This is a genomic window from Sphingomonas sp. Leaf34, from assembly GCF_001421805.1.
In the GTDB taxonomy this organism is placed as follows: Bacteria; Pseudomonadota; Alphaproteobacteria; order Sphingomonadales; family Sphingomonadaceae; genus Sphingomonas.
On the sequence record NZ_LMLC01000002.1, the window covers coordinates 170,311 to 191,440 of the forward strand.

Sequence of the window (21,130 nt, forward strand, 5' to 3'; positions counted from 1 at the left end):
TCAGGATCCGGACCGCGTCCTGACCGCGGCCCCGTCGGCAAGCATGGCTCCGACCGAGCTTGCCGGCATCGGGTGCGCGAGGAGATAGCCCTGTACCGCATCGCACCGCGTGCGGCGCAATTGGTCGAGCTGCGCCTGCGTCTCGATTCCCTCCGCGACCGTTCGCATCCCGAGCTTCGCGGCCAGGTCGATCACCGTCTGGACGATCGCCACAGAGGCGGGGTTCTGGTCGAGATCGACGATAAACGACCGGTCGATCTTGAGCGTCTGGAACGGGAATTTGGTCAGGTAGCTGAGCGACGAATAGCCGGTGCCGAAATCGTCCAATGTCGTCTGCACGTCGAGCCGGTTGATCGCATCGAGCGCGGCGAGCGATGCCTCGATGTCTTCGAGCAGCACCGATTCGGTCACTTCGAGTTCGAGGCGTCGCGCGGACAGTCCGCTGCTCGCCAGCGCGCCTAGGATGAGTTGCGTCAAATTGGCCGAGCGCAATTGCACCGGCGAGAGATTGACCGCGATCTGGACGTCCGTCGGCCAGGCGCTGGCGATCCGGCATGCCTCGCGGATGACCCAGCCGCCGATCGTGACGATCAGGCCGTTGTCCTCGGCGATCGGAATGAATTCGGCAGGCGAGATCGCGCCGTAGCGACGGTTGGTCCAGCGCAGCAGCGCCTCGCACGATACGATGCGGTCGCCCGCGAGGTCGAAGATCGGCTGGAACACCAGATGGAATTCGCCGCGTACGAGCGCGTCCTGCATTTCCGCCGCCAGATCGCGGCTGCGTTCGATCTTTTCGTCCATCACCGGCTCGTACACGCACATCTGGCCGCGGCCGCCGTCCTTGGCGCGGTACAGAGCGAGATCGGCGTTCTTCAGCAGCGTATCCGCATCGGTGCCATCGCGCGGCGCCACCGCGATCCCGAGCGACGCACCAACCCGCAACATCCGGCCGTCATGGTGGACCGGTTGTTCGACCAGCGTCAGGATCGTCCGCCCGAGCGCGAGGGCGTTGTCATGGTCACGGACCGTACTGACCACGGCAAACTCGTCGCCGCCCAGTCGTGCCACGATTCCCTCGGTGCCGAATGCGTCGTTCAGCCGGCGGGCGACGCCGGCGAGCAGCGCGTTGCCGGCAAGATGCCCGAACGAATCGTTGATCTCCTTGAAGCGATCGAGGTCGATCCAGTGAAGCGCGAGGCGGTCATCGTTATAGTGCAGCGCCTGCATCCGGGCTTCGAACTGTTCGCGAAACGCGGTCCGGTTGGCTACCCCGGTCAGGTCGTCGCGGCGAGCGACCGCCGCATGGTGATCGGCGATCGCCGCCTTTTCACGCGACACCAAAGTGGCCTTCAGAATCACGCCATAGGTTTGCAGCGTGATATCCATCATCGCCACCACGAACAGCAGGATGACGACCGCCAGCACGATCTTGAGCGTCTCGACCGACAGGAACAGCCCGATCGCCAGCGGCACCGACGCAAACAGCAGTTGCGACAGGGCGATCCACGGTCGACCGGCGTTGCGTCCGGCGATCCCGGCAGCGTAGCCGATCGTCGTCGTTACCGCGAGGAGCTGCAACACGCCATCATCGGTGCGCACCAGCGTCAGCAGGCCGAAAATACCGAGCAAGGCCGAATAGCAGAGCGCACCCGATCGATAGAGTATTTCGCGGCGGGTCGTCTTGCGCGCGATAGCCTCGACCGACGGTTCCACACGAGCCCGGGCCGCGTCGACAATCCGGATCGCGGCGACGAGCACGATCGCCGCTGCACACACCATGATCAGGCGATCGGCACTCATCAACGCCACGATCGCGGTGATCGCACCGCTCGACAGCGCGCCGATCACCAGCGACCGGGGGGACGCATAGAGCGATTCGACCAACGTCTCGCGGACGGCGGCGGCAATCGCCTGATCGGACCGACGCAGTTGTCGCAGCCGAGAAACGAGACCCGTCACTCAGCTATCTCCGCACGGCAGGTTTGTACAAGGTGCGAAGACATACGGGAGGTGGTCACAGGGTGCCGCATAACACGGCGTGGTCGACTATGGCGAAGGCAAATGCCGAAGCAGTCTGCGGCCGACGGCCCGCACGAGCCGAGCGCACGGACAGGATGCAGACGTTTGCATCCGACGAGGGCTGGCAGCCGGGACCGATTGCGCTATCGGGCGAGATCTGTTCCTCGACGCGATCGTTCCCAACGCCGTATGAAACCGCTGCCTTCCCGTTTGCGTCGCCTCGACGATGCGCTCGCCGACCTGCCGTTCGACGAGCCGATGCTGCTTACCGAACTCGACGGGTTCCTGACCGGTGTACTGCTGTGCCCAGAGCCAATCCCGCAGGCAGAGTGGCTGCAGGGCGTCTGGGGTATCGACGACGGCAGCGGTCCGCCATTCGAGGATCCGCTCGATGTCCAGTGGTTCGTCGATGCGATCACCGCCCGCTGCACCGAGATCGTTCGCGATCTCAGCCGCGGCAAGCCTCAGCCCCTATTCGACATCGACGAGCGCAATGGCGACGTTCTCTGGGAGTTGTGGATCGACGGGTTTGCCGAAGCGATGGCATTGCGGCCCGCAATATGGGCGACCTTGGCCGCTGGCGAAGACGACGTCGCAGACGCGTTGGCGCAAGTGTCGGTGCTGATCGACATCGCTCGCAACGATACGTCGCTCGACAGTTTGGCGATCAACGACCTTGAAGTGCGTGCCCATACCGATCTGGTCGACCTGATTGCGCGGTTGCACGGCGCCGGAATGCGCGCGGGCAGTGCGGCCTTGGCGATGCCGATCAAGACGATACCGACCAGGATCGGCCGGAACGATCCCTGTCGTTGTGGTTCGGGCAAGAAATCGAAGCGGTGCTGTGGATAGGGTTGCGGACAAGGCGACGGTCGCGGTCGCGTCTCCGGTGATGCCGCAGATGCCTGGCATCACGGTGTCGTCGACGCTGACCGCGCAGTCACACCCGCCGCGTCGATCCTCGTCATTCTCCACGACTTCGCGTTGAGCGGGACTGGACGCGTCGGCGCCCGCCTTGCCGTAGCATGGGCACGACCCGGGGTCACGGTCCGAATTTGCGCAGCGCTCTTCGCCGTGAACAGCGATCGCTCTGCCGGCGGCACCCATTCGCGCTCGCCGTGCGCAATAATGAGATACCGCGGCGGCCGCGCAAGGTCAGGCTCGGCGGATCAATCTCCTGTAGAGATGCGGGTTCACCCCGAGGCGCTATCGGGATGCGCCAAAGATGAACGATTTCTCACGGAACGCAGGCAGGGCCTCGCCGGTATCTCCTGTCCAAACCCTGTCTAAGAGGAAAACTGGGATGCGTCTTGCCCCTTTGTTCGCGCTTCCGCTGCTTGTGATGTCGGCCTCGCCGGTGCTCGCCAAGGGCTGCATTCGCGGTGCCGCGGCGGGCGGCGTCGGCGGCCATTTCGTCGGCAAGGGGCATGCGGTGATAGGCGCGGCCGCCGGCTGCGTGATCGCGCATCATCACTATGCCAAGCAGGCCCGCGCGCAAAAGGCTGCGGCTCGCGCACATAACTGATGAGCGAGCGAACGGGGCGGGGCGTTTGCTGCCGCCTCGTTCCGACATCGTGTACCGAAGGGCATATCGACATCGATTTCCGTCGGTCGCCAGCCACTTGCGTTGATAGCGCTTTCCACGCCCGCATCGACCGCCTAAGCGATGGCTTCCCCGGGGGGCCGCTGACGCGCGGCTGAGAGGTGGGCTGCAGCCCATGACCCGCTGAACCTGATCCGGCTTATACCGGCGTAGGGAGGGTCTGCGGCTGGCCCGTCGTCCCTCCGATTGGAGTGGATGTGAGCGTTTTTGATTTATGGTTTTGATCGTCGCGTCGCAGCATCGGGCGCGGGGGCGTGCCGTCGTTATGGCGCTCTCGGCCACGCTCATCACATCCGCGGCCGCAGCGCAGGTCGCCGCTGAACCAGACGCGCCGACCGAGATCCGCGTCGTCGGCAAACAGGACCCCGCCGGTCTGCTCCCCGACCAGAAGGTGCCGCGTGCGCAAAGCGCGATCTCCGCCGACTTCATCGTAAAACAGGCGCCGACGCTCAACGCGTTCCAGTTAGTGACGCTGCTCCCCGGCGCCAATGTCGCGTCGAGCGATCCATACGGCCTCTCGACCAGCTCCAGCCTGACGCTGCGCGGCCTTGGCCAGGACGAGATCGGCGTCTTGATGGAGGGCGCGCCGCAGAACGACATCGGCTATTACTACGCCTACCCATCGCAGTTCGCCGATCCCGAGAACCTCAAGCGTATTTCGCTGGCGCAAGGCTCGGTGGATATCGACTCACCGACGCTTGGCGGGGCGGGCGGGCTGTTGTCGCTCGCGCTCGACGATCCGAAGGCGCGTCCCGGCGCGCTCGTCGACCTGTCATTAGGTAGCTATGCGGCGCGGCGCGGCTTTTTCCGCGTCGATAGCGGCACCATCGGCAATACCGGGTTGAAAGCCTTCCTGTCCTATTCGAACACCCGCGCCGACAATTGGCGCGGCGCCGGCTACGATACGCGCCAGCATGTCGACGCGAAGCTGCTCAACGAATGGGGCGCCGGCAACCGCGCCAGCCTCGCGCTGTCGTATAACGACGCGAACTCGTCGAGTTACCCCAGCCCGACGCTTGCCGAATGGACCGCGCGGGGTCGCAAGTTTAACTACGACACGCGCTACACCGCCGGGAATACCAACTATTGGCGTCTGTACCGTGCACCCTTCCGCAATCTCTACGCGGCCGCGCCGGTCCACCTGGTGCTGTCCGACCGGCTGGTGCTCGACACCACTACCTATCTTCAATTTGGTTACGGCAACTCGCCCTACGGGACACAGCTGACCACCGAGGGAAATTTCCTCGGCACCGATGAACTGACCCAGCCGATTACCCTCCCCGGCGCGGTCGATGGCATGGCGACCGTGCTCGGCAATTATACCGGCGATCAGATGCGCGTCGGCAACGTCGGCAAGCTGACGCTGAACAGCGGCATGCACACGCTCACGGCCGGGCTCTGGTTCGACTACGGCACAGACCGTGTCACGCAATCATACACCTCGATCGATGCGGACGGGCAGCCGGTCGATCGCTGGGGCTATCGCGCCAAGGCGATCCGCACCGCCGATGGCCGCCTGCTTGCCTATGAGAACCAGCGCACCGTTACCGTGACGAAGGCCTTCTTCCTTGCCGACAGCATCGCGCTGACGCCGCGGCTCACGGTCGACGCCGGATTCAAGGGCGTGACCGTGCTGCGCAATGGGCATAACTATTTGCCCGGGCCGCAAAACAGAGTGCGCAACAACAGCTTCGCGGCGCTGCCCCGCGCGGCGATCCATTACCGGCTCGACGACCGCCAGCAGCTGTTCGCCAACATCACCACCAACTTCCGCACCCCCAATGAATTCACGCTCTACAACAGCTACGCCGGTGGCGCGGTGGTCGTGCAGGGGACGAACGCACTCAAGAACGAATATTCGGTCTCGCAGGAGATCGGCTACCGCTTCATCGGCGAGCAGCTCTCCGTCTCGGTAACGGGCTTTCATTACACATTCCGCAACCGCCAACTCGCGACCGTGGTCGACCAGGGCGGGGCGCAGGTGAACGCCACGATCAATGCTGGCGGACAGACCTCGTACGGCGTGGATGCGGAGATCGACTACCGCCCGGTCGCTGGTGTCAGCCTCTACCTTTCCGGCGAATATCTGCGCGCCCGGATCAACGACGACCTGCCGGTCGGTGCGGATTTCCTGCCGACCAGCGGGCGCCGCGCGGTGTCGAGCCCGACCGTCCAGTTCGGCGCCGGCGGGACCTATGACGATGGCCGGTTCTTCGGCAGCGTCGCATCGAAATATATCGGCAGCCAATATGCGACCTTCATGAACGACGAGTCGATCAAGGGGTATGCAACGCTCGACCTGTCGGTCGGCATGCATCTCGCCGACTGGCTCGACGGGAAGCGTACCGACCTGCGCGTCAACGCGATCAATGTCACCGATCCGCACGTTCTGGCCGGCGTGCAGTCGGTCAGCTCGAACGCGCGGGACACGATCGGACGCAACGGTACGGTCATCGCGGGCGCCCCCCCGGCCTATTATGTCGGCAGCGGTGCGGCGGTCATGGCGACGATCTCGCGGGCATTCTGAGGTGGCGACTGAGCCTGCTCACCTCGTTCACGGCATGGGCACCGCGATGGAGGCGCCGACTTGGCCCGCGATCACCGCGGAGGAAGCCGCGGCGGTGATCGCACGTTTTCCGTCGGCGGGGCGGATGACCGGCCAGCACTGGCATTCCCCGCGGCCATTCTCCGCCGCGACGCTGGTACACACGACGCAGGGCGCGTTCCTGCTGAAACGCCATTCGCGCGGTGTTCGCACGACCGAGGGGCTCGCCGAGGAACATGCGTTCATCGCGCACCTTGCCGGCGCAGGCCTGGCGGTGCCCGAGGTGATGGTAACCGCGGACGGCGCGACGGCGGTGGCGAGCGTCGCATGGTCGTACGAACTGCACCGTGCGGCACCAGGCGCGGACCTGTACCGCGACAGCCTGTCGTGGACGCCGTTCGCGTCGCACGCGCATGCGCATGCCGCTGGGGTGGCGCTTGCGACGCTGCACGAGGCAGCACGCAGTTTCTCCGCACCGGCGCGTCGCGCTCAGCCGCTGGTGGCCAGCTTTACCATCCTCCCCGCCGCCGACCCGGTGGCCGCGGCCGAAACCTATGTCGCTGCACGCCCTGCTCTGGCGGCGTTTCTCGCACCGCGTCCTTGGCGACGCGAACTCGCCCGGCTGTTCGCCGCCTTGGGGCAGGGGCTCGCCCCGTTGCTCGCCGGGCAGGTCTCGCTGTGGACTCACAACGACTGGCATCCGTCCAACCTGCTCTGGGGGCGGGACGGCCGTGTCGAAACCGTGTTCGACTTTGGGCTCGCCGACCGCACCTGCGCGGTCCATGACATCGCTACCGCAATCGAGCGCACGGCTCTTCACTGGCTCGATCTGGGGCAGGGGACGGACGACATTGCCGATCCCGACGCGGCGCTGGCGCTGCTTGCCGGCTATGCCACGGTCGTACCGCTCGACGGTGAAGATATCGCGGCAATCATCCGCCTCCTGCCGCTGGTCCACATAGAGTTCGCTCTGTCGGAGATCGATTATTTTACGGCGGTGGTCGAAGACGAGGACTCGGCCGCGCTCGCCTGGGACGGCTATCTGATCGGCCATGCCGCGTGGTTCCTGTCCGATCCGGGCCAAGGGCTTATCCGTGCGATCGAAGCTGGGGCTGCCTCGCGATGACCGCGTTCGAGATCATCGCGGTCGCCGTCAGCGTTGCCGGCATCTGGCTGACAGCCACCCGTCGGATGCTGTGCTGGCCGGTCAACCTCATCGCCTGCGCGCTCTATTTTAAGCTGTTCCTCGAAGTCCGGCTCTACGCCGACATGGTGCTGCAGGCGCTGTTCGGATGCGCGATCCTGTACGGCTGGGCCGCCTGGCGCCGTGGCAAGGACGACGCTGGTGACGTCGTCGTCGCCCCACTACGTCCTGGGGACGCGCTCGCAGGTCTCGTCGCCGGCGCGCTTGGTGCGGTTGCGATCGGCTCGTTCACGAGCCGCTACACCAATGCCGCGCTTCCGTGGATGGACGCCGGGCTCAGTAGCTTCAGCCTTGTCGCCCAATATTGGACCGCACGCCGCTACACCGCCAATTGGCTGCTCTGGATCGCCGTCGACATCCTCTATGTCGGGATGTTCATCGTCAAAGGCCTGATGCTGACCGCAGGGCTGTACGCGGCGATGATCGGGCTCGCCGTGATCGGCTACCGCCGCTGGCGCAGCGCCGCGCGGTCCGCGTCAGCCTGATCTCGCATCGAAGCCCACGCAGTCGGCTCACCAGCGCTTCAGGCCGCCGAACAGGATCTCGTTGCGGCTCAGGCGCCTCTCTACGTTATTGGCACAGCCGTCGGCCAGTATCGGCACGGTCGTTCACGGCCTCCCCACGGAGGGGGGATTGGATCGCGCCTTTCCCACCAAGTGATCCTGACCCCTGGCGTTGGTCATTCCCAAATACCCCGGCAATGCCGGCCGATGCGAAATCTGCGTAGTTCCCGAGGGTCTCCGCACGGCGACGCAGCCCGTAGACCGTTTTGGCAATGGCGCAGCGAGCTACCGAGCGATCGCAATTCGAGAGTCCGCTGTAACGCACGTCGACGGAGATCTTGCGATGACGGTCAAGGACCATGTTTCGACAGGCGGCAGGCATGCGGTGATCCTGTGCCATCCCGACTCGTCTAGCTTCAATCATGCCATCGCGGACGCCTATTGCGACGCCGTCCGCGCGACAGGGCAGGCGGTCGTGCTGCGCGATCTCTATGCGATCGGGTTCGATCCGGTCCTGAAGGCTGAAGAGCGACCGACCCGCATCGCAGCCTCATACGGCCAAGATGTGCTCGACGAGATCGAGCGTATCAGGGGCTGCGACGTGTTCGTGCTGATCTATCCGATCTGGTTCGGGACCCCGCCGGCGATGCTCAAGGGCTATGTTGAACGCGTGTTCGGTGCAGGCGTGCAGCCCGACGCGGTGCAAGGGCGCGTCCGCACCGATCTTCTCGGTCGCAAGCGGCTGCTCAGTTTCTCAACCTCCGCCGCGAGCAAGGTCTGGCTAGACGAGCAAGGGCAGGGCCAGGGTCTCAACAGCGTGTTCGATCAGTATCTGGTCCATGCGTTCGGGATGCGATCGCAGGAGCATCGGCGCTTTGCGCATATCGTGCCGGGGCTGAGCGCGCGCTTCGCCGATCAGTATCTGCGCGAGGTGGCGGTACAGGCGCGGCGGACCTGCGCGCAGATCGCGTTCGGCGACGAGGCACTGCTGGCCGACCCCGCCATCGTCACCCGGATGGCGGGGTGAATCCTCCGCATCTTCAAGGACAATCCATGACCCATATGATGCACGCCGCCGTCGTCGAGGCGTTCGGCAAACCGTTGACCCTGCGCGAGTGGCCGGTGCCGAGCGCGGGGCCGGGGCAGATCCTCGTCAAGACCGAGGCGTGCGGGGTGTGTCACACCGACCTGCACGCCGCACGCGGCGACTGGCCGGTCAAACCGGTACCGCCGTTCATTCCCGGCCATGAGGGGATCGGGATCGTCGTCGAGGTCGGCGCGGGCGTGACGACCGTGAAGCGCGGCGACCGGGTCGGTGTGCCGTGGCTCTATTCCGCCTGCGGTCACTGCGAATACTGCTTGTCCGCCTGGGAGACGGTGTGCGCCGAGGCGCAATTCGGCGGTTATACGCGCAATGGCGGGTTTGCGGAATATATCCTCGCGGACCCGAATTACGTCGCGCACATCCCCGTAGGCCTGTCCGCGGTCGAGGCGGCGCCGATCATCTGTGCGGGGATCACCACGTATAAGGGCATCAAGGAGACCGCGGCACGGCCGGGCGAGTGGATCGCGATCTCAGGCGTCGGCGGGCTAGGGCATCTGGCGGTGCAATATGCCAAGGCGATGGGGTTGCGGGTCGCCGCGGTCGATGTCGACGCGGGCAAGCTCGCGCATGCCGAGGCGCTGGGCGCGGACCTGATGGTCGACGCGCGACAGTCCGTTGCGATCGCGGCGCTGAAGGACGGCACCGGCGGCGGCGCGCACGGCGTCCTGATCACCGCGCCGTCGCTGACCGCGTTCAACCAGGGCGTGGCGATGACGCGCCGGCGTGGGACGTGCGTGCTCGTCGGCTTGCCGCCAGGCGACTTCCCGCTGCCGCTGTTCGACGTGGTGGCGAACTGCATCACCGTGCGCGGCTCGTTCGTCGGCACGCGCAAGGACATGGCCGAGGCGCTCGCCTTTGCCGCCGACGGCAAGGTCAAGGCGGATATCGAGGTGCAGCCGCTGTCGGCGATCAACGCCGTCTTCGACCGGCTCGAACACGGCCAAGTCGCGTCGCGCGTTGTCCTCGATTTCGGGAGCCAGACATGAGCGATCTGGCGACCCATTCGTCGGTCCCGGCACCGACCAGGGCTCACCCGCTTTCGCCCGACATGCTGCGCCGGATGGACGCCTATTGGCGCGCCGCGAGCTATCTGTCGGTCGGGCAGATCTATCTGCGCGACAATGCGCTGCTCGAACGGCCGCTGACGATCGCCGACGTCAAGCCGCGGCTGCTCGGCCATTGGGGGACGACGCCGGGGCTGAATTTCCTCTACGTCCATCTCAACCGGCTGATCGTCGAGCATGACCTCGACATGATCAACATCATCGGGCCGGGGCATGGCGGCCCCGGGCTGGTCGCGAACACCTATCTGGAGGGCTCGTACACCGAACGCTATCCGGCGATCGAGCGGAGCCGCAGCGGCATGCACCGGTTGTTCCGGCAATTCTCGTGGCCGGGCGGGATCCCGAGCCATGTCGCACCCGAGACGCCGGGATCGATCCATGAGGGCGGCGAGCTCGGCTATTCGCTGGCGCATGCCTATGGCGCGGCGTTCGACAATCCGGACCTGCTGGTCGCGTGCGTGGTCGGCGACGGCGAGGCGGAGACGGGCGCGCTAGCGGCGAGCTGGCACTCGAACAAGTTCCTGAACCCCGCGCGCGACGGCGCGGTGCTGCCGATTCTGCACCTCAACGGCTTCAAGATCGCCAACCCGACGATCCTGGCGCGGATCGACGGGCATGAGCTCGACGCGTTGCTGCGCGGCTATGGGCATGAGCCCTATTATGTCGGGGGTAGCGATCCCGCCGCCGTCCACCAGCAGCTCGCCGCGGCGCTCGACAAGGCGCTGGCGCGGATCCAGGCGATCCAGGCCGCGGCGCGCGTGCCGGGCGCGACGCCGGCGCGGCCGCGCTGGCCGATGATCGTGTTCCGCACGCCCAAGGGGTGGACCGGGCCGAAGATCGTCGACGGCAAGCCGGTCGAGGGCACATGGCGCGCGCACCAGGTGCCGATCGCGGATTTCAAGGATCCCGAGCATCTGCGCCAGCTCGAGGAGTGGATGCGCAGCTATCGCCCCGAGGAGCTGTTCGACGCGTCGGGCAAGTTCCTCGCAGAGTATGCGTCGCTCGCGCCGACCGGGCATCGGCGGATGGGATCGAACCCGCATGCCAATGGCGGCGAGCTGATGGTGCCGCTGTCACTGCCCGATTTCCGGGCGTATGCGGTGCCGGTCGAGGCACCGGGCCAGGTGAAGGCCGAGGCGACGCGCGTGCTCGGCCGCTATCTGCGCGACGTGATGAAGCTCAACCTGGCGACGGTGAATTTTCGCCTCTTCGGTCCGGACGAGACCGCATCGAACCGGCTCGCCGACGTGTACGACGTGTCGGGCAAGGTCTGGATGGCGGAGGTCGAGCCGGTCGACGAGCATCTCGGCCCCGATGGCCGGGTGATGGAGGTGCTGAGCGAGCATCTGTGCCAGGGCTGGCTCGAGGGATATCTGCTGACCGGGCGGCACGGGCTGTTCTCGTGTTACGAGGCGTTCGTCCACATCGTCGATTCGATGGTCAACCAGCATGCGAAATGGCTGAAGGTCACGCGCGGCATCCCGTGGCGGCGGCCGATCGCGTCGCTCAACTATCTGCTGACCTCGCATGTCTGGCGGCAGGATCATAACGGGCTGTCGCACCAGGATCCGGGGTTCATCGATCATGTCGCGAACAAGACCGCCGACGTCGCGCGGATCTATCTGCCGCCAGATGCGAACTGCCTGTTGTCGGTCGGCGATCACTGCCTGCGCAGCCGCGGCTATGTGAACGTGATCGTCGCGGGCAAGCAGCCCGAATGGCAATGGCTCGGGATCGACGCGGCTGTCCGACACTGCACCGCGGGCGCGGGGATCTGGGACTGGGCGGGCGACGATGCCGACCCCGACGTGGTGATGGCCTGTGCGGGCGACGTGCCGACGCTCGAGACGCTGGCGGCGGTGACGATGCTGCGGGCCTATGTGCCGGACATCCGGATTCGGGTGGTGAACGTCGTCGACCTGATGGTGCTGCAACCGCGATCCGAGCATACGCACGGGCTCGACGCGCGCGAGTTCGATGCGCTGTTCACGACCGACAAGCCGGTGATCTTCGCGTTCCACGGCTATCCGGCGATGATCCACAAGCTGACCTATCGACGCACCAACCATGCGAACATCCATGTCCGCGGCTATAAGGAGATGGGCACGACGACGACGCCGTTCGACATGGTCGTGCTGAACGATCTCGATCGCTACCGGTTGGCGCTCGACGCGATCGAGCGGATTCCGCGGCTGCGCGATCATGTTCCGCGCGAGACCGCGCGCTATTGGACGACGATGGAGCGGCACAAGCTGCATATCGCCGAAGAGGGCGACGATCTGCCGGAGGTGCGTGACTGGCAATGGTCGCGCTAGTGGCGGGCGCGGTCGTTCTGGCGCTCAACAGCGGGTCGTCGTCGCTGAAATATGGGCTGTACGCGGTCGACGAGGCGGCAGTCCTGCTGGTTGGCGGGACGATCGAGACGACCGACGACCATGGCCATGTCTTCGACGCGATCGAGAAGACGGTGCAGGGGTGGCCGGCACCGACGGTAATCGGCCACCGGATCGTACATGGCGGGCCGCACCGCGACGCGCATTGCCGGATCGACGATGCGGTGATGGCGGATCTCGCGACGGCGTGCGCGTTCGCACCGCTGCACGGGCCGGCGTCCCTCGCGCTGATCCGCGCGGCGGCGGCGCGCTATCCGGGGGTGCCGCAGGTCGCGTGTTTCGATACCGCGTTCCATGCGGGGATGCCCGATATCGCCACGACGCTGCCGATCCCGCGCGCCTACCAGGCAAGCGGGATCCGTCGCTATGGCTTCCATGGGATGTCGTGCGAGTCGATCGTGAGCCAGCTCGGCGGCGAGCTGCCCGCGCGGCTGGTGATCGCGCATCTCGGCAATGGCGCGAGCGTGACGGCGGTGCGCGATGGCCGGTCGATCGACACCAGCATGGGGCTGACCCCGGCCGGCGGCGTGATGATGGCGACGCGGACGGGCGATCTCGATCCGGGCGTGCTGCTGCACCTGTTGCGCGAGACGGGGCTGGACGCACCTTCGCTGGCGACGCTGGTCGATCATGCATCGGGCATGGCCGGGATTTCGGGTGTGTCGGGGGACATGCGAATTCTGCGCGCCGCCGCGACCGATGAGGCCGACCTCGCGATCCGCATGTTCGAGCGATCGGTGTGCAAGCAGATCGCAGCGATGATCGCCTCGCTCGGGGGTGCGGACATGCTCGTGCTGACCGGCGGAATCGGCGAGCATGACGCGCCGACGGCGCGCGCGATCCGGGCGGGGCTGGCATGGGTGCCGGGGTTGGACATCCGGATACTGCCCTCGCAGGAGGATGTGCAGATCGCGCGTCACGCCGCCACGCTCGCCTGACGCAACGCGGGGATTACGTGTTTTCCGATGCCCGACTCCGTGGCCGGCTCGCGATATTGTCTTGATGTGGATCAGCTCTCCAGACCCCGCATCGTGCGGCAGCGGGCGCGGACCAGCGGGGAATTTGCGATGAACGCCGTCCAGACCGAGATGCTCTATGTCCAGCGCCGCCTCGCTGCCACGCGCGCGATGGCCGATGCGGCGGCAGGGCCGTGTGCGCGCGCCGCACACGAGACGCTCGCGCGGTTGTACGCCGCTCGTCTCAGCGCACTCGCCGCTGCGGTGCCATGCCTGATCGCCGAGCCTGCGGTCGCGCCCCCGCGCCGCGCGGTCTTGCCGGTCTTGGCACCGGCGTTGCGCCGCGGGGCGCCGCGGGCTCGTTTGACGCTGAAGCTCGCCAGCTGATCTAGCCTCCGGGCCTGCGACCCGCGATCGAAGCGGCGATTGCGGTGAGGAGGGGGGCGTCGCCCGCGGCGCGGTCGAGCAGGCGGTCGCCATTGCGTTCGGCCGCGTGGACCAGCGCGGGCGCGGGGGCGGTGCCGAGCAGGATCGCGCCGCCACGCCACCCCGATCGTCGCATCGCGTGGAGCGTGTCCATGCCACTGCCGCCGATATCGACGACTATGCAGGCGACCGCGCGCGAGCGGGGATCGGCGAGCAGCGCCGCGCCGGTCGCGTAGGAGCGCACGTCATAGCGTTCGGAGAGCAGCATGATCTGGCGTGCGCGGCGGAGCGCGGGATCGCCATCGACCAGCGAAACGGCGATGCCGTCATGCGGCGGGGTTGGATGGTGGATCATCAGGCGTCCTTGTCGGACCCTGGATGCCATGCGTGTCCGCAGTCGTCTGTACGTAGTAGGCGAGGGTCTCAGCCCGGGTCGACAGGGTCGTCGCCCAACCCCGCCGCAAACGCGATGCGGAGGACGTCCGACAGGCTGCGTGCGGCCAGCTTGTCCATCAGGTTGGCGCGGTGGACTTCGACCGTGCGCGTGGCGATGTCGAGGTCGAACGCGATCAGCTTGTTCGGACGGCCGAGCACCATGCCGTCGAGCACGTCGCGTTCGCGCGGGGTGAGCGCGGCGAGCCTGATGCGCGCCTCGACCGCGGCGAGCTGCTCCCGGTTCGTCCGTGCGGCGTGTGCGAGCGCGGTCTCGATCGCGGCGAGCAAGGCGGTGCGTTCGAACGGCTTTTCAAGAAACTCGATCGCGCCTGCCTTGATCGCGCGGACCGCCAGCGTGACGTCGCCGTGCCCGGTCAGCATGATCACCGGCAGCGTGATGCCCGACTGGGCGAGCCGCGCCTGGACCTCCAGTCCGTCGAGATCGGGCATTCGGACGTCGAGCAGCACGCAACCACGAGTCTCGCGCGTGACCGCCTTCAGGAACGGCGTGCCGGCGGGATAGGTGCGGACCGCGTAGCCGCCCTTGCGCAGAAGGAAGCCGATAGACTGGCGGATCGCCTCGTCGTCGTCGACGATATGGACGATGCGGGTCGGATCAGTCACCGGTGTAGGCCTCCGTCGGCTGTCTCAGAGGCGTCCGCGCGGGCGGCGAGCGGCACGGTGAAGTGGAAGGCTGTGCCACCGGTGGCGATGCCCTCTGCCCAGATCCGTCCGCCATGCGCCTCGACGATCGTCCGGCAGATCGAAAGGCCGAGCCCCATGCCGTCCTCCTTGGTGGTCGCGAACGCCTCGAACAGGCGGGCGCGCACCGCGGCGTCGATCCCGGTGCCGGTGTCGGCGACGGTGATCTGCATGCAGCCGTCGCGTTCGGGCGCGGTAGCGATCGTCAGCACCTTGTCGCGTGAAGCCGCCATCGACTGGATCGCGTTGCGGATCAGGTTGACGAGCACCTGCTGGATCTGAATGCGATCGACCAGCACCATCGCGCCGCCCTGTGCGACGTGGGTGGCGACGGCAATTCCGGCCTCGCGCGCGCCGAGCAGGCCGAGGCTGGTCGCCTCCTCGACGAGCAGGTCGAGCCGTTCGTCGCGGAACGCGGTATCGCCGCCGTCGACGAACGCGCGGACCCGCCGGACGATCGCCCCCGCCCGCAACGATTGCGCCGCCGCCAGCTCCAGCGCCTCGGCGACGTCGGAAAGCAACGGGGCCAGTACCGCGTCGGGGCTGTCACCGATCATCGCGCGTGCCGCCTCCAGATAATTGGCGATCGCGGTCAGCGGCTGGTTGATCTCGTGCGCCAGCGTCGAGGCCATCGTGCCCATCGCGCTGACGCGCGAGACATGGACGAGCTCGGACTGAAGCTCCTTCAGGCGGCGTTCGGTCGCGCGGCGGTTGGTCAGATCGCGGATGAACCCGGTGAAGATCCGTTCGCCGGCGATCGACGCCTCGCCGACCGCGAGCTCGATCGGGAAGGTCTCGCCGCCCTTGCGCATCGCGCGCTCGAGACGGACGTTGCCGATCACGTGGCGCTCGCCCGTCTCGCGGTAGGTGCGCAGATGCTGGTCGTGATCGCGCGCCTCGGTCTGCGGCATCAGCATCGCGACGTTCTGGCCGATGACGTCGCTCGCCGCATAGCCGAAGACGAGTTCGGCCGCCGCGCTGAACGACGAGACGATGCCGTTTTCGTTCATCACGATCATCGCATCGGGGACGGTGTTCAGGATCGAGCGGAGATGATGTTCGCGCCGCACGATCGCGGCCTCGGCGGCCTTGTCCTGCGTGATGTCGCGGATGACCTTGCCGAACCCACGCAGCGCGCCCGCGTCGTCGTGGAGCGCGGTGATCGTGACGTGCGCGAGGAATTCGGAGCCGTCCTTGCGAACCCGCCAGCTCTCCTCCTCGATCCGTCCGCAGGCGTGCGCGCGCGCGAGGTCGGCGTGCGGCCTGCCTGCGGCGATATCGTCGGCGGGATAGAAGATTGAAAAGTCGCGGCCGATGATCTCCGCCTCAGCCCAGCCCTTGATCCGCTCGGCGCCGCGGTTCCAGATCGTCACGCGGCCCCGCGGATCGAGCATGTAGATCGCATAGGTCGTGGCGCCATCGATCAGCAGACCGAGCTCCTCCGCCAGCGTCGCATCGCCGCCCGCGACGGACCCGGGCGTGTTGTGGCCGTGCGGAGATTGCGACGCGATCATGCGGGCGGTACGATTGCTCGTGGCGCGATGCGGCAATTCATTGAGCGATGGGCCTTGTTCGGCGAACGGTTCCGATCCGCCAGGAGTCGAGGTATCGACAGCCGACATCGCAACATGACCCATGCTAGGCGGTTTAGCCACTATACGCCAATACTCCTTCGATCGCCGTTATCGCAAACAATATTGTTCCGCCAATCCCTAGTCTTGGGTTTATTACTGCAAGCGTTCCCATATACTTGTGGATTGCGCGGCGTGCCATCGCTTAATGCGACAACAAAGTGCAGCACCGGCTGTGCAGCAACAGGTCTCGCGTCATGCCGCCGAATGCCCATTCGCGGATCCGGCTGTGACCGTAGGCGCCGGCGACGACGAGGTCCGCCTCGACCTCGTCGGCGAGGGCTGCGAGCGTGTCGATGCTGGTACCCTTCATCCGAGCGACGACCTTGTCCGCATCGACGCCGTGGCGCGCGAGCCAAGCCGCGGCATCGTCGATCGGTGTGCGCGCGTCGATCGGGTCGATCGCGACCTCGGCGATGACGACGCGGTCGGCGGTGCGGAGCATCGGCAGCGCATCGCTGATCGCGCGGCGGCATTCGCGCGTGTCAGTCCACGCGACCATGACGGTCGAGAAGGTCGCTGTGGCGGGACCGTCAGGAACGACGAGCACCGGGCGGCCGGCGCGCAGAATCAGGTCGCCGGTGTCGGCATGCGTCGCGAGGTCGGTCAAACCAGGCCCTGCGCTTGTGATGATCAGATCGGCGGCGCGCGCCTGCTGTGCGACGACGTGCGCGATGTTGGCCAGCGTCGGGATCGATCGCCATTCGAGACTGTGCCGCGCGAGGCGTTTGTGCGCGTGGAATTCGGTCTTGGCGCGGGCGAGTTCGTCGGCGACGATCTCCCGCTCGATCACCGCATATTCGCCGCCGAGATAGCCGTCGCACGTCGCGATCGGGATCGGCCGGCAGGCCGCGATCCCGATCACCGCGGCGTCATACTGGTCGGCGAGCGTGGCCGCGACATCGAGCAGCGCGGCATTGGGGCGGCCACCATCGAGGTGCACCATCAGGGTCGAATAGGTCATGCGTGCTCTCCCTCCTTGCCGCGTTGTCGGCGTGGGGGAGGGCGAACAAAAGTATCGGGAATTACGCAATGTCGGGACCTGCGTAGTTCCCGAGACTGTCGGCGGACGGCCGCGTCGATAGGATTGCGCGCATCGGTACGGGACCGCCTGCGCCGCGATTTTGGGAGAGTGTCATGTCGCACGACGCAAGACTGCAAGAGGCCGTGCTCGCCGAACTCAACTGGGATCCCAGCGTCCCCGCCGGGCATATCGGCGTGACCGCGAACAACGGCGTCGTCACGCTGAGCGGCCATGCGGGCAGCTATGCGGCCAAATATGCCGCCGAACGCGCCGCGGCGCGCGTCGACGGCGTCAAGGCGGTGGTCGAAGCCATCGAGGTGCAACTAGAGGACCGCTTCAAGCGCGGAGACGAGGCGATCGCCAGCGCAATCGTGGAGCGGCTGTCCTGGGATACGACGATCCCGCACGACAGCGTGAAGGCGCAGGTCGAGGATGGCTGGGTGAGCCTGCGCGGCGAGGTACGCTGGCATTTCGAGCGGGATGCGGCCGAGGCGGCGGTGCGGCCGCTGGCGGGCGTGGTCGGCGTGATCAACCACATCACGCTGAAACCGCGCGTCGACGTGACCGATGTCAGCAACGATATCCGGACCGCGCTGCACCGCTCGTGGTTCTTCGACGGCGACACGATCAAGGTGTCGGTGGATGGGGGCACGGTGCGGCTGACGGGGTCGGTCGATTCGCCGCACGACCGGATGGTCGCCGAGCGCACCGCCTGGGCCGCGCCGGGTGCGGTGAAGGTCGAGAACATGCTTGAGATTGTCTGAGGTTAGGCGCTGTCGTCGGACCACGAACGTCATGTCGTCAACCGGTCCGGTTGGTGGCGCGCGACGCGTCGTGGGGGAGTCTCGACTCAATCCGAGCGACTAGTAGCCAGCTCTTTCGATGGCGAACGTCGATCATCCGATGCGAACGTCAAGCAACTCGCTTCGCCCGGCCTTTTTAAACGCCAGACGAGATGGTCGGGGAGACAGGATTCGAACCTGCGACCCCCTGGTCCCAAACCAGGTGCGCTACCAGCCTGCGCCACTCCCCGACTGCGATGGCCCTTAGCCTCAGCCTTCGCAGTATGGCAAGCGGCTTCGTATCCCGCGGGCCGAAAGACGCTGCCGGGGGCAGCGGGGAGCGCGCGGTACGGTCGTGCGTGCGGCGGGTGCGACGATGCGAGGTTCCGATCGCGGCGCGGCTGTGGCAGAGCCTTCGCATGGGTGGGACATCGAAAACCGCGCGGTTGCGCAATCTCGTGATCGGCGTCGTCGCCATGCTGGCCGGCAGTGGTCCGGCAGCGGCGCAGGACGATGCCGGATTTCAGGCCTATATGGTCGCACTCCGGCAACAGGCGCTTGCCGAAGGCGTCAGCACGCGGACGGTGAATGCGGTGTTTCCAGGCCTGACGCTGAACCAGCGGGTCATCGATCTCGACCGGCAGCAACCGGGTGCAGCCAATCCGAGCGCGGTACCGGCGTTCGCGCCGTATCGCTCGCAGCATGTCGATGCGGCAAGGATTGGGCGCGGTCGCCAGACGTATCAGGCGCAGCGTTATCGTCTGCAGCGGATCGAGCAGCAGACCGGCGTGCCTGAATCGATCATGGTCGCGATCTGGGGGCATGAGACGAATTACGGTAGCTATACCGGCAATTTCGATCTCCTACGGTCGCTCGCCAGCCTCGCCTATGAGGGGCGTCGTCGATCGCTGTTCGCGGGCGAGTTCATCGCCGGGCTTAAGATGCTCGATCGCGGCGTGACGCGCGAGCAGCTCAAGGGAAGCTGGGCAGGCGCGACCGGCAATCCGCAGTTCCTGCCGTCGATCTATCTGCGTCTCGCGCGGGACGGCGATGGCGACGGGCGCGCGGATATCTGGAAAAGTGCGGCCGATACGCTGGCGTCGATCGGCAATTACTTCGTCGATGCCGGCTGGCGCGCGGGGCAGCCCTGGGGCGTTGCGGTCAACGTACCCGCAGCATTCGACCGGTCGCAGGTCCGCAACCGGCTCGTATCGCCCCGTTGCCCGCGCGTTTTCGAACGGCATAGCGGCTGGCGCACGATCGCCGAATGGCGTGCGCTCGGCATCACGCCGCAAGGGCGCAGCCTGCCCGCGGACAGCGTGATGGCGACGCTGCTCGAGCCGGACGGGCAGGGGGCGACCGCGTATCTGCTGACGAGCAACTACCGCGTGATCCTCGATTATAACTGTTCGAACTTCTACGCGCTGTCGGTCGGGCTGCTGGCGGACGCGGTCGAGCGTTAGGCGGAATTTACGCGCAACGCGGGCGTGACGCGGTCGCGCCGCGGGGCTATGACCTGCATCACATCCTGCCCACGGATCGAGTTCCCTTTTGCTCACGGAATACCCCATGAAGAAGCTGATCGTCGCACCGCTCGTCGCCCTCGCGCTGGCGCACCCGTCCATCGCCGCCGCGCCGCAATTCCAGACCGCGGCGCCGATCGCGTATATGGAGGACCTGTCGTCGGGTGCCGTGCTGTTCGCACGCGATGCCGATCGTCGGATGCCGCCGGCGTCGCTCGCCAAGATGATGACGGTCTATGTCGCGTTCGACATGGTGAAGAAGGGCGAGCTGAAGCTCGACCAGATGATGCCGGTACGGCCCGAAACCTGGGCGAAATGGCATGGTCCGTCAGCGGGTTCGACGATGTTCCTGTCGTCGGGTGAGAATGTCAGCGTCGCCAATCTGCTGTACGGCATCGTCACGCTGTCGGGCAACGACGCGTGCATCGTGCTCGCCGAGGGCATTTCGGGGTCGGAGCAGGCCTTTACCGAACGGATGAACCGCAAGGCGGCCGAACTGGGCCTGAAGGACAGCCATTTCGGTACCGCGAACGGCTGGCCCGACAACGGCGTCACCTATGTCACAGCGCACGATCTTGCCAAGCTCGCGGCGGCGACGATCACGAACTATCCTGACCTGTACAAGCAGTTCTACTCGAAGCGCGACTTCACCTGGGGCAAGACGATGGGCGGCAGCGCGATCACCCAGGCGAACCGCGATCCGATCCTCGGTCGCGTCGCGGGCGCCGATGGCCTGAAGACCGGTCACACCGAGGAGGCGGGCTATGGCTTCACCGGCTCGGCGGTGCAGAATGGCCGTCGCCTCGTGATGGTGGTCGCCGGCCTGACCAGCTCGGGTCAGCGCGCCGAGGAATCGGTCCGCTTCATGGAATGGGGCTTCCGCGCTTGGCAGTCCAAGCCGATCGTCGCCAAGGGCAAGATGGTCGAGACCGCCGCTGTCCAGCTCGGCGATTCGTCGTCGGTCGGGCTCGTCGCGCCCAAGGCGCTGACCGTGACGCTGCCCGCCGGCACCTCGCCGGCGATGACCGCCAAGGTCGTTTATGACGGACCGATCAAGGCGCCGATCAAGGCGGGGCAGCATGTCGCCGATCTCGTCGTTACCACGTCCGACGGTCTTCAGCAGACGATGCCGCTGGTTGCCGACAAAGACGTCGGCGAGGCCGGCTTTTTCGGTCGAGCATGGGCAGGACTGACCGGCTTTTTCGGCTGATGACC

At 66.4% G+C, this 21,130-nt stretch carries 18 protein-coding genes, 1 tRNA gene and 1 riboswitch; of the genes, 13 read left to right on the forward strand and 6 right to left on the reverse strand.

The window, feature by feature from the left end; all coding sequences use genetic code 11:
* The gene (locus ASF00_RS06140; protein WP_156348205.1) at positions 1-1,959 is read right to left on the reverse strand and encodes a putative bifunctional diguanylate cyclase/phosphodiesterase; all 1,959 of its coding nucleotides are present in this window, start codon (positions 1,957-1,959) and stop codon (positions 1-3) included.
* A gap of 249 nt (positions 1,960-2,208) precedes the next feature.
* Here ASF00_RS06140 and ASF00_RS06145 point away from each other — a divergent pair, with 249 nt between their 5' ends.
* The 10 genes from ASF00_RS06145 (at position 2,209) to ASF00_RS06190 (ending at position 13,779) form a co-directional block, all read left to right on the forward strand.
* On the forward strand, positions 2,209-2,871 hold the full coding sequence (locus ASF00_RS06145; RefSeq protein WP_055875844.1) for a UPF0149 family protein: 663 nt from the start codon (positions 2,209-2,211) through the stop codon (positions 2,869-2,871).
* A 451-nt stretch (positions 2,872-3,322) separates the two neighbouring features.
* Positions 3,323-3,544: a hypothetical protein gene (locus ASF00_RS06150; protein ID WP_055875846.1), complete on the forward strand. Its 222-nt coding sequence runs from the start codon at positions 3,323-3,325 to the stop codon at positions 3,542-3,544.
* A gap of 141 nt (positions 3,545-3,685) precedes the next feature.
* Positions 3,686-3,795, forward strand: a riboswitch (TPP riboswitch).
* Positions 3,796-3,887: 92 nt separating this feature from the next.
* A complete protein-coding gene (locus ASF00_RS06155) occupies positions 3,888-6,149 on the forward strand; it encodes a TonB-dependent receptor (RefSeq protein ID WP_055877062.1) in 2,262 nt (753 codons plus the stop codon).
* Position 6,150: 1 nt separating this feature from the next.
* Entirely contained in the window at positions 6,151-7,293 is a 1,143-nt protein-coding gene (locus ASF00_RS06160) for a phosphotransferase enzyme family protein (RefSeq protein WP_082463255.1), read from the forward strand.
* Positions 7,290-7,856, forward strand: coding sequence for a nicotinamide riboside transporter PnuC (pnuC, locus tag ASF00_RS06165; protein ID WP_055875850.1), 567 nt, complete (start codon positions 7,290-7,292; stop codon positions 7,854-7,856). The genes ASF00_RS06160 and pnuC overlap by 4 nt, the downstream gene beginning before the upstream one ends.
* Before the next feature lie 361 nt (positions 7,857-8,217).
* Positions 8,218-8,901 (forward strand): NAD(P)H-dependent oxidoreductase, encoded by a 684-nt coding sequence (locus tag ASF00_RS06170; protein WP_055875852.1) that lies wholly within the window; start codon positions 8,218-8,220, stop codon positions 8,899-8,901.
* A gap of 26 nt (positions 8,902-8,927) precedes the next feature.
* Positions 8,928-9,965 carry an alcohol dehydrogenase AdhP gene (gene adhP, locus ASF00_RS06175; protein WP_055875855.1) on the forward strand — a complete coding sequence of 346 codons (1,038 nt, stop codon included), beginning with the start codon at positions 8,928-8,930 and terminating at the stop codon, positions 9,963-9,965.
* Positions 9,962-12,358 (forward strand): phosphoketolase family protein, encoded by a 2,397-nt coding sequence (locus ASF00_RS06180; protein ID WP_055875858.1) that lies wholly within the window; start codon positions 9,962-9,964, stop codon positions 12,356-12,358. The genes adhP and ASF00_RS06180 overlap by 4 nt, the downstream gene beginning before the upstream one ends.
* A complete protein-coding gene (locus ASF00_RS06185; protein ID WP_055875861.1) occupies positions 12,346-13,374 on the forward strand; it encodes an acetate/propionate family kinase in 1,029 nt (342 codons plus the stop codon). The genes ASF00_RS06180 and ASF00_RS06185 overlap by 13 nt, the downstream gene beginning before the upstream one ends.
* Positions 13,375-13,503: 129 nt before the next feature.
* Positions 13,504-13,779 carry a hypothetical protein gene (locus tag ASF00_RS06190; protein ID WP_055875865.1) on the forward strand — a complete coding sequence of 92 codons (276 nt, stop codon included), beginning with the start codon at positions 13,504-13,506 and terminating at the stop codon, positions 13,777-13,779.
* Between the two features lies 1 nt (position 13,780).
* Here the strand turns inward: ASF00_RS06190 and ASF00_RS06195 are convergent, their stop codons facing one another.
* The 4 genes from ASF00_RS06195 to ASF00_RS06210 form a co-directional block, all read right to left on the reverse strand.
* A complete protein-coding gene (locus tag ASF00_RS06195) occupies positions 13,781-14,173 on the reverse strand; it encodes a hypothetical protein (protein WP_055875867.1) in 393 nt (130 codons plus the stop codon).
* A 68-nt stretch (positions 14,174-14,241) separates the two neighbouring features.
* A complete protein-coding gene (locus ASF00_RS06200; RefSeq protein ID WP_055875870.1) occupies positions 14,242-14,877 on the reverse strand; it encodes a response regulator transcription factor in 636 nt (211 codons plus the stop codon).
* Positions 14,874-16,592 carry a PAS domain-containing sensor histidine kinase gene (locus ASF00_RS06205; RefSeq protein ID WP_235525648.1) on the reverse strand — a complete coding sequence of 573 codons (1,719 nt, stop codon included), beginning with the start codon at positions 16,590-16,592 and terminating at the stop codon, positions 14,874-14,876. Before ASF00_RS06205 ends, ASF00_RS06200 begins: the two co-directional genes overlap by 4 nt.
* Before the next feature lie 139 nt (positions 16,593-16,731).
* Entirely contained in the window at positions 16,732-17,550 is an 819-nt protein-coding gene (locus ASF00_RS06210) for a universal stress protein (RefSeq protein WP_055875873.1), read from the reverse strand.
* A gap of 173 nt (positions 17,551-17,723) precedes the next feature.
* On the opposite strand from ASF00_RS06210, the gene ASF00_RS06215 reads away from it, so the two are divergent.
* Positions 17,724-18,374, forward strand: a complete 651-nt coding sequence (locus tag ASF00_RS06215; RefSeq protein ID WP_055875876.1) for a BON domain-containing protein — start codon at positions 17,724-17,726, stop codon at positions 18,372-18,374.
* Between the two features lie 192 nt (positions 18,375-18,566).
* Here the strand turns inward: ASF00_RS06215 and ASF00_RS06220 are convergent.
* Positions 18,567-18,643 (reverse strand) — tRNA-Pro (locus ASF00_RS06220).
* A gap of 168 nt (positions 18,644-18,811) precedes the next feature.
* Here ASF00_RS06220 and ASF00_RS06225 point away from each other — a divergent pair.
* A complete protein-coding gene (locus tag ASF00_RS06225) occupies positions 18,812-19,855 on the forward strand; it encodes a lytic murein transglycosylase (RefSeq protein WP_055875879.1) in 1,044 nt (347 codons plus the stop codon).
* 106 nt (positions 19,856-19,961) lie between these two features.
* Positions 19,962-21,125: a D-alanyl-D-alanine carboxypeptidase family protein gene (locus tag ASF00_RS06230; RefSeq protein ID WP_055875882.1), complete on the forward strand. Its 1,164-nt coding sequence runs from the start codon at positions 19,962-19,964 to the stop codon at positions 21,123-21,125.
* Positions 21,126-21,130 lie beyond the last annotated feature (5 nt).

Bases quoted from the DNA above. Each gene is read 5' to 3' on its own strand.
- ASF00_RS06145 (WP_055875844.1), top strand. From the start codon at position 2,209: ATGAAACCGCTGCCTTCCCGTTTGCGTCGCCTCGACGATGCGCTCGCC.
- ASF00_RS06150 (WP_055875846.1), top strand. From the start codon at position 3,323: ATGCGTCTTGCCCCTTTGTTCGCGCTTCCGCTGCTTGTGATGTCGGCC.
- ASF00_RS06155 (WP_055877062.1), top strand. From the start codon at position 3,888: ATGGCGCTCTCGGCCACGCTCATCACATCCGCGGCCGCAGCGCAGGTC.
- pnuC (WP_055875850.1), top strand. From the start codon at position 7,290: ATGACCGCGTTCGAGATCATCGCGGTCGCCGTCAGCGTTGCCGGCATC.
- ASF00_RS06170 (WP_055875852.1), top strand. From the start codon at position 8,218: ATGACGGTCAAGGACCATGTTTCGACAGGCGGCAGGCATGCGGTGATC.
- adhP (WP_055875855.1), top strand. From the start codon at position 8,928: ATGACCCATATGATGCACGCCGCCGTCGTCGAGGCGTTCGGCAAACCG.
- ASF00_RS06180 (WP_055875858.1), top strand. From the start codon at position 9,962: ATGAGCGATCTGGCGACCCATTCGTCGGTCCCGGCACCGACCAGGGCT.
- ASF00_RS06185 (WP_055875861.1), top strand. From the start codon at position 12,346: ATGGTCGCGCTAGTGGCGGGCGCGGTCGTTCTGGCGCTCAACAGCGGG.
- ASF00_RS06190 (WP_055875865.1), top strand. From the start codon at position 13,504: ATGAACGCCGTCCAGACCGAGATGCTCTATGTCCAGCGCCGCCTCGCT.
- ASF00_RS06195 (WP_055875867.1), bottom strand. From the start codon at position 14,173: ATGATCCACCATCCAACCCCGCCGCATGACGGCATCGCCGTTTCGCTG.
- ASF00_RS06205 (WP_235525648.1), bottom strand. From the start codon at position 16,592: ATGGGTCATGTTGCGATGTCGGCTGTCGATACCTCGACTCCTGGCGGA.
- ASF00_RS06210 (WP_055875873.1), bottom strand. From the start codon at position 17,550: ATGACCTATTCGACCCTGATGGTGCACCTCGATGGTGGCCGCCCCAAT.
- ASF00_RS06215 (WP_055875876.1), top strand. From the start codon at position 17,724: ATGTCGCACGACGCAAGACTGCAAGAGGCCGTGCTCGCCGAACTCAAC.
- ASF00_RS06225 (WP_055875879.1), top strand. From the start codon at position 18,812: ATGGGTGGGACATCGAAAACCGCGCGGTTGCGCAATCTCGTGATCGGC.
- ASF00_RS06230 (WP_055875882.1), top strand. From the start codon at position 19,962: ATGAAGAAGCTGATCGTCGCACCGCTCGTCGCCCTCGCGCTGGCGCAC.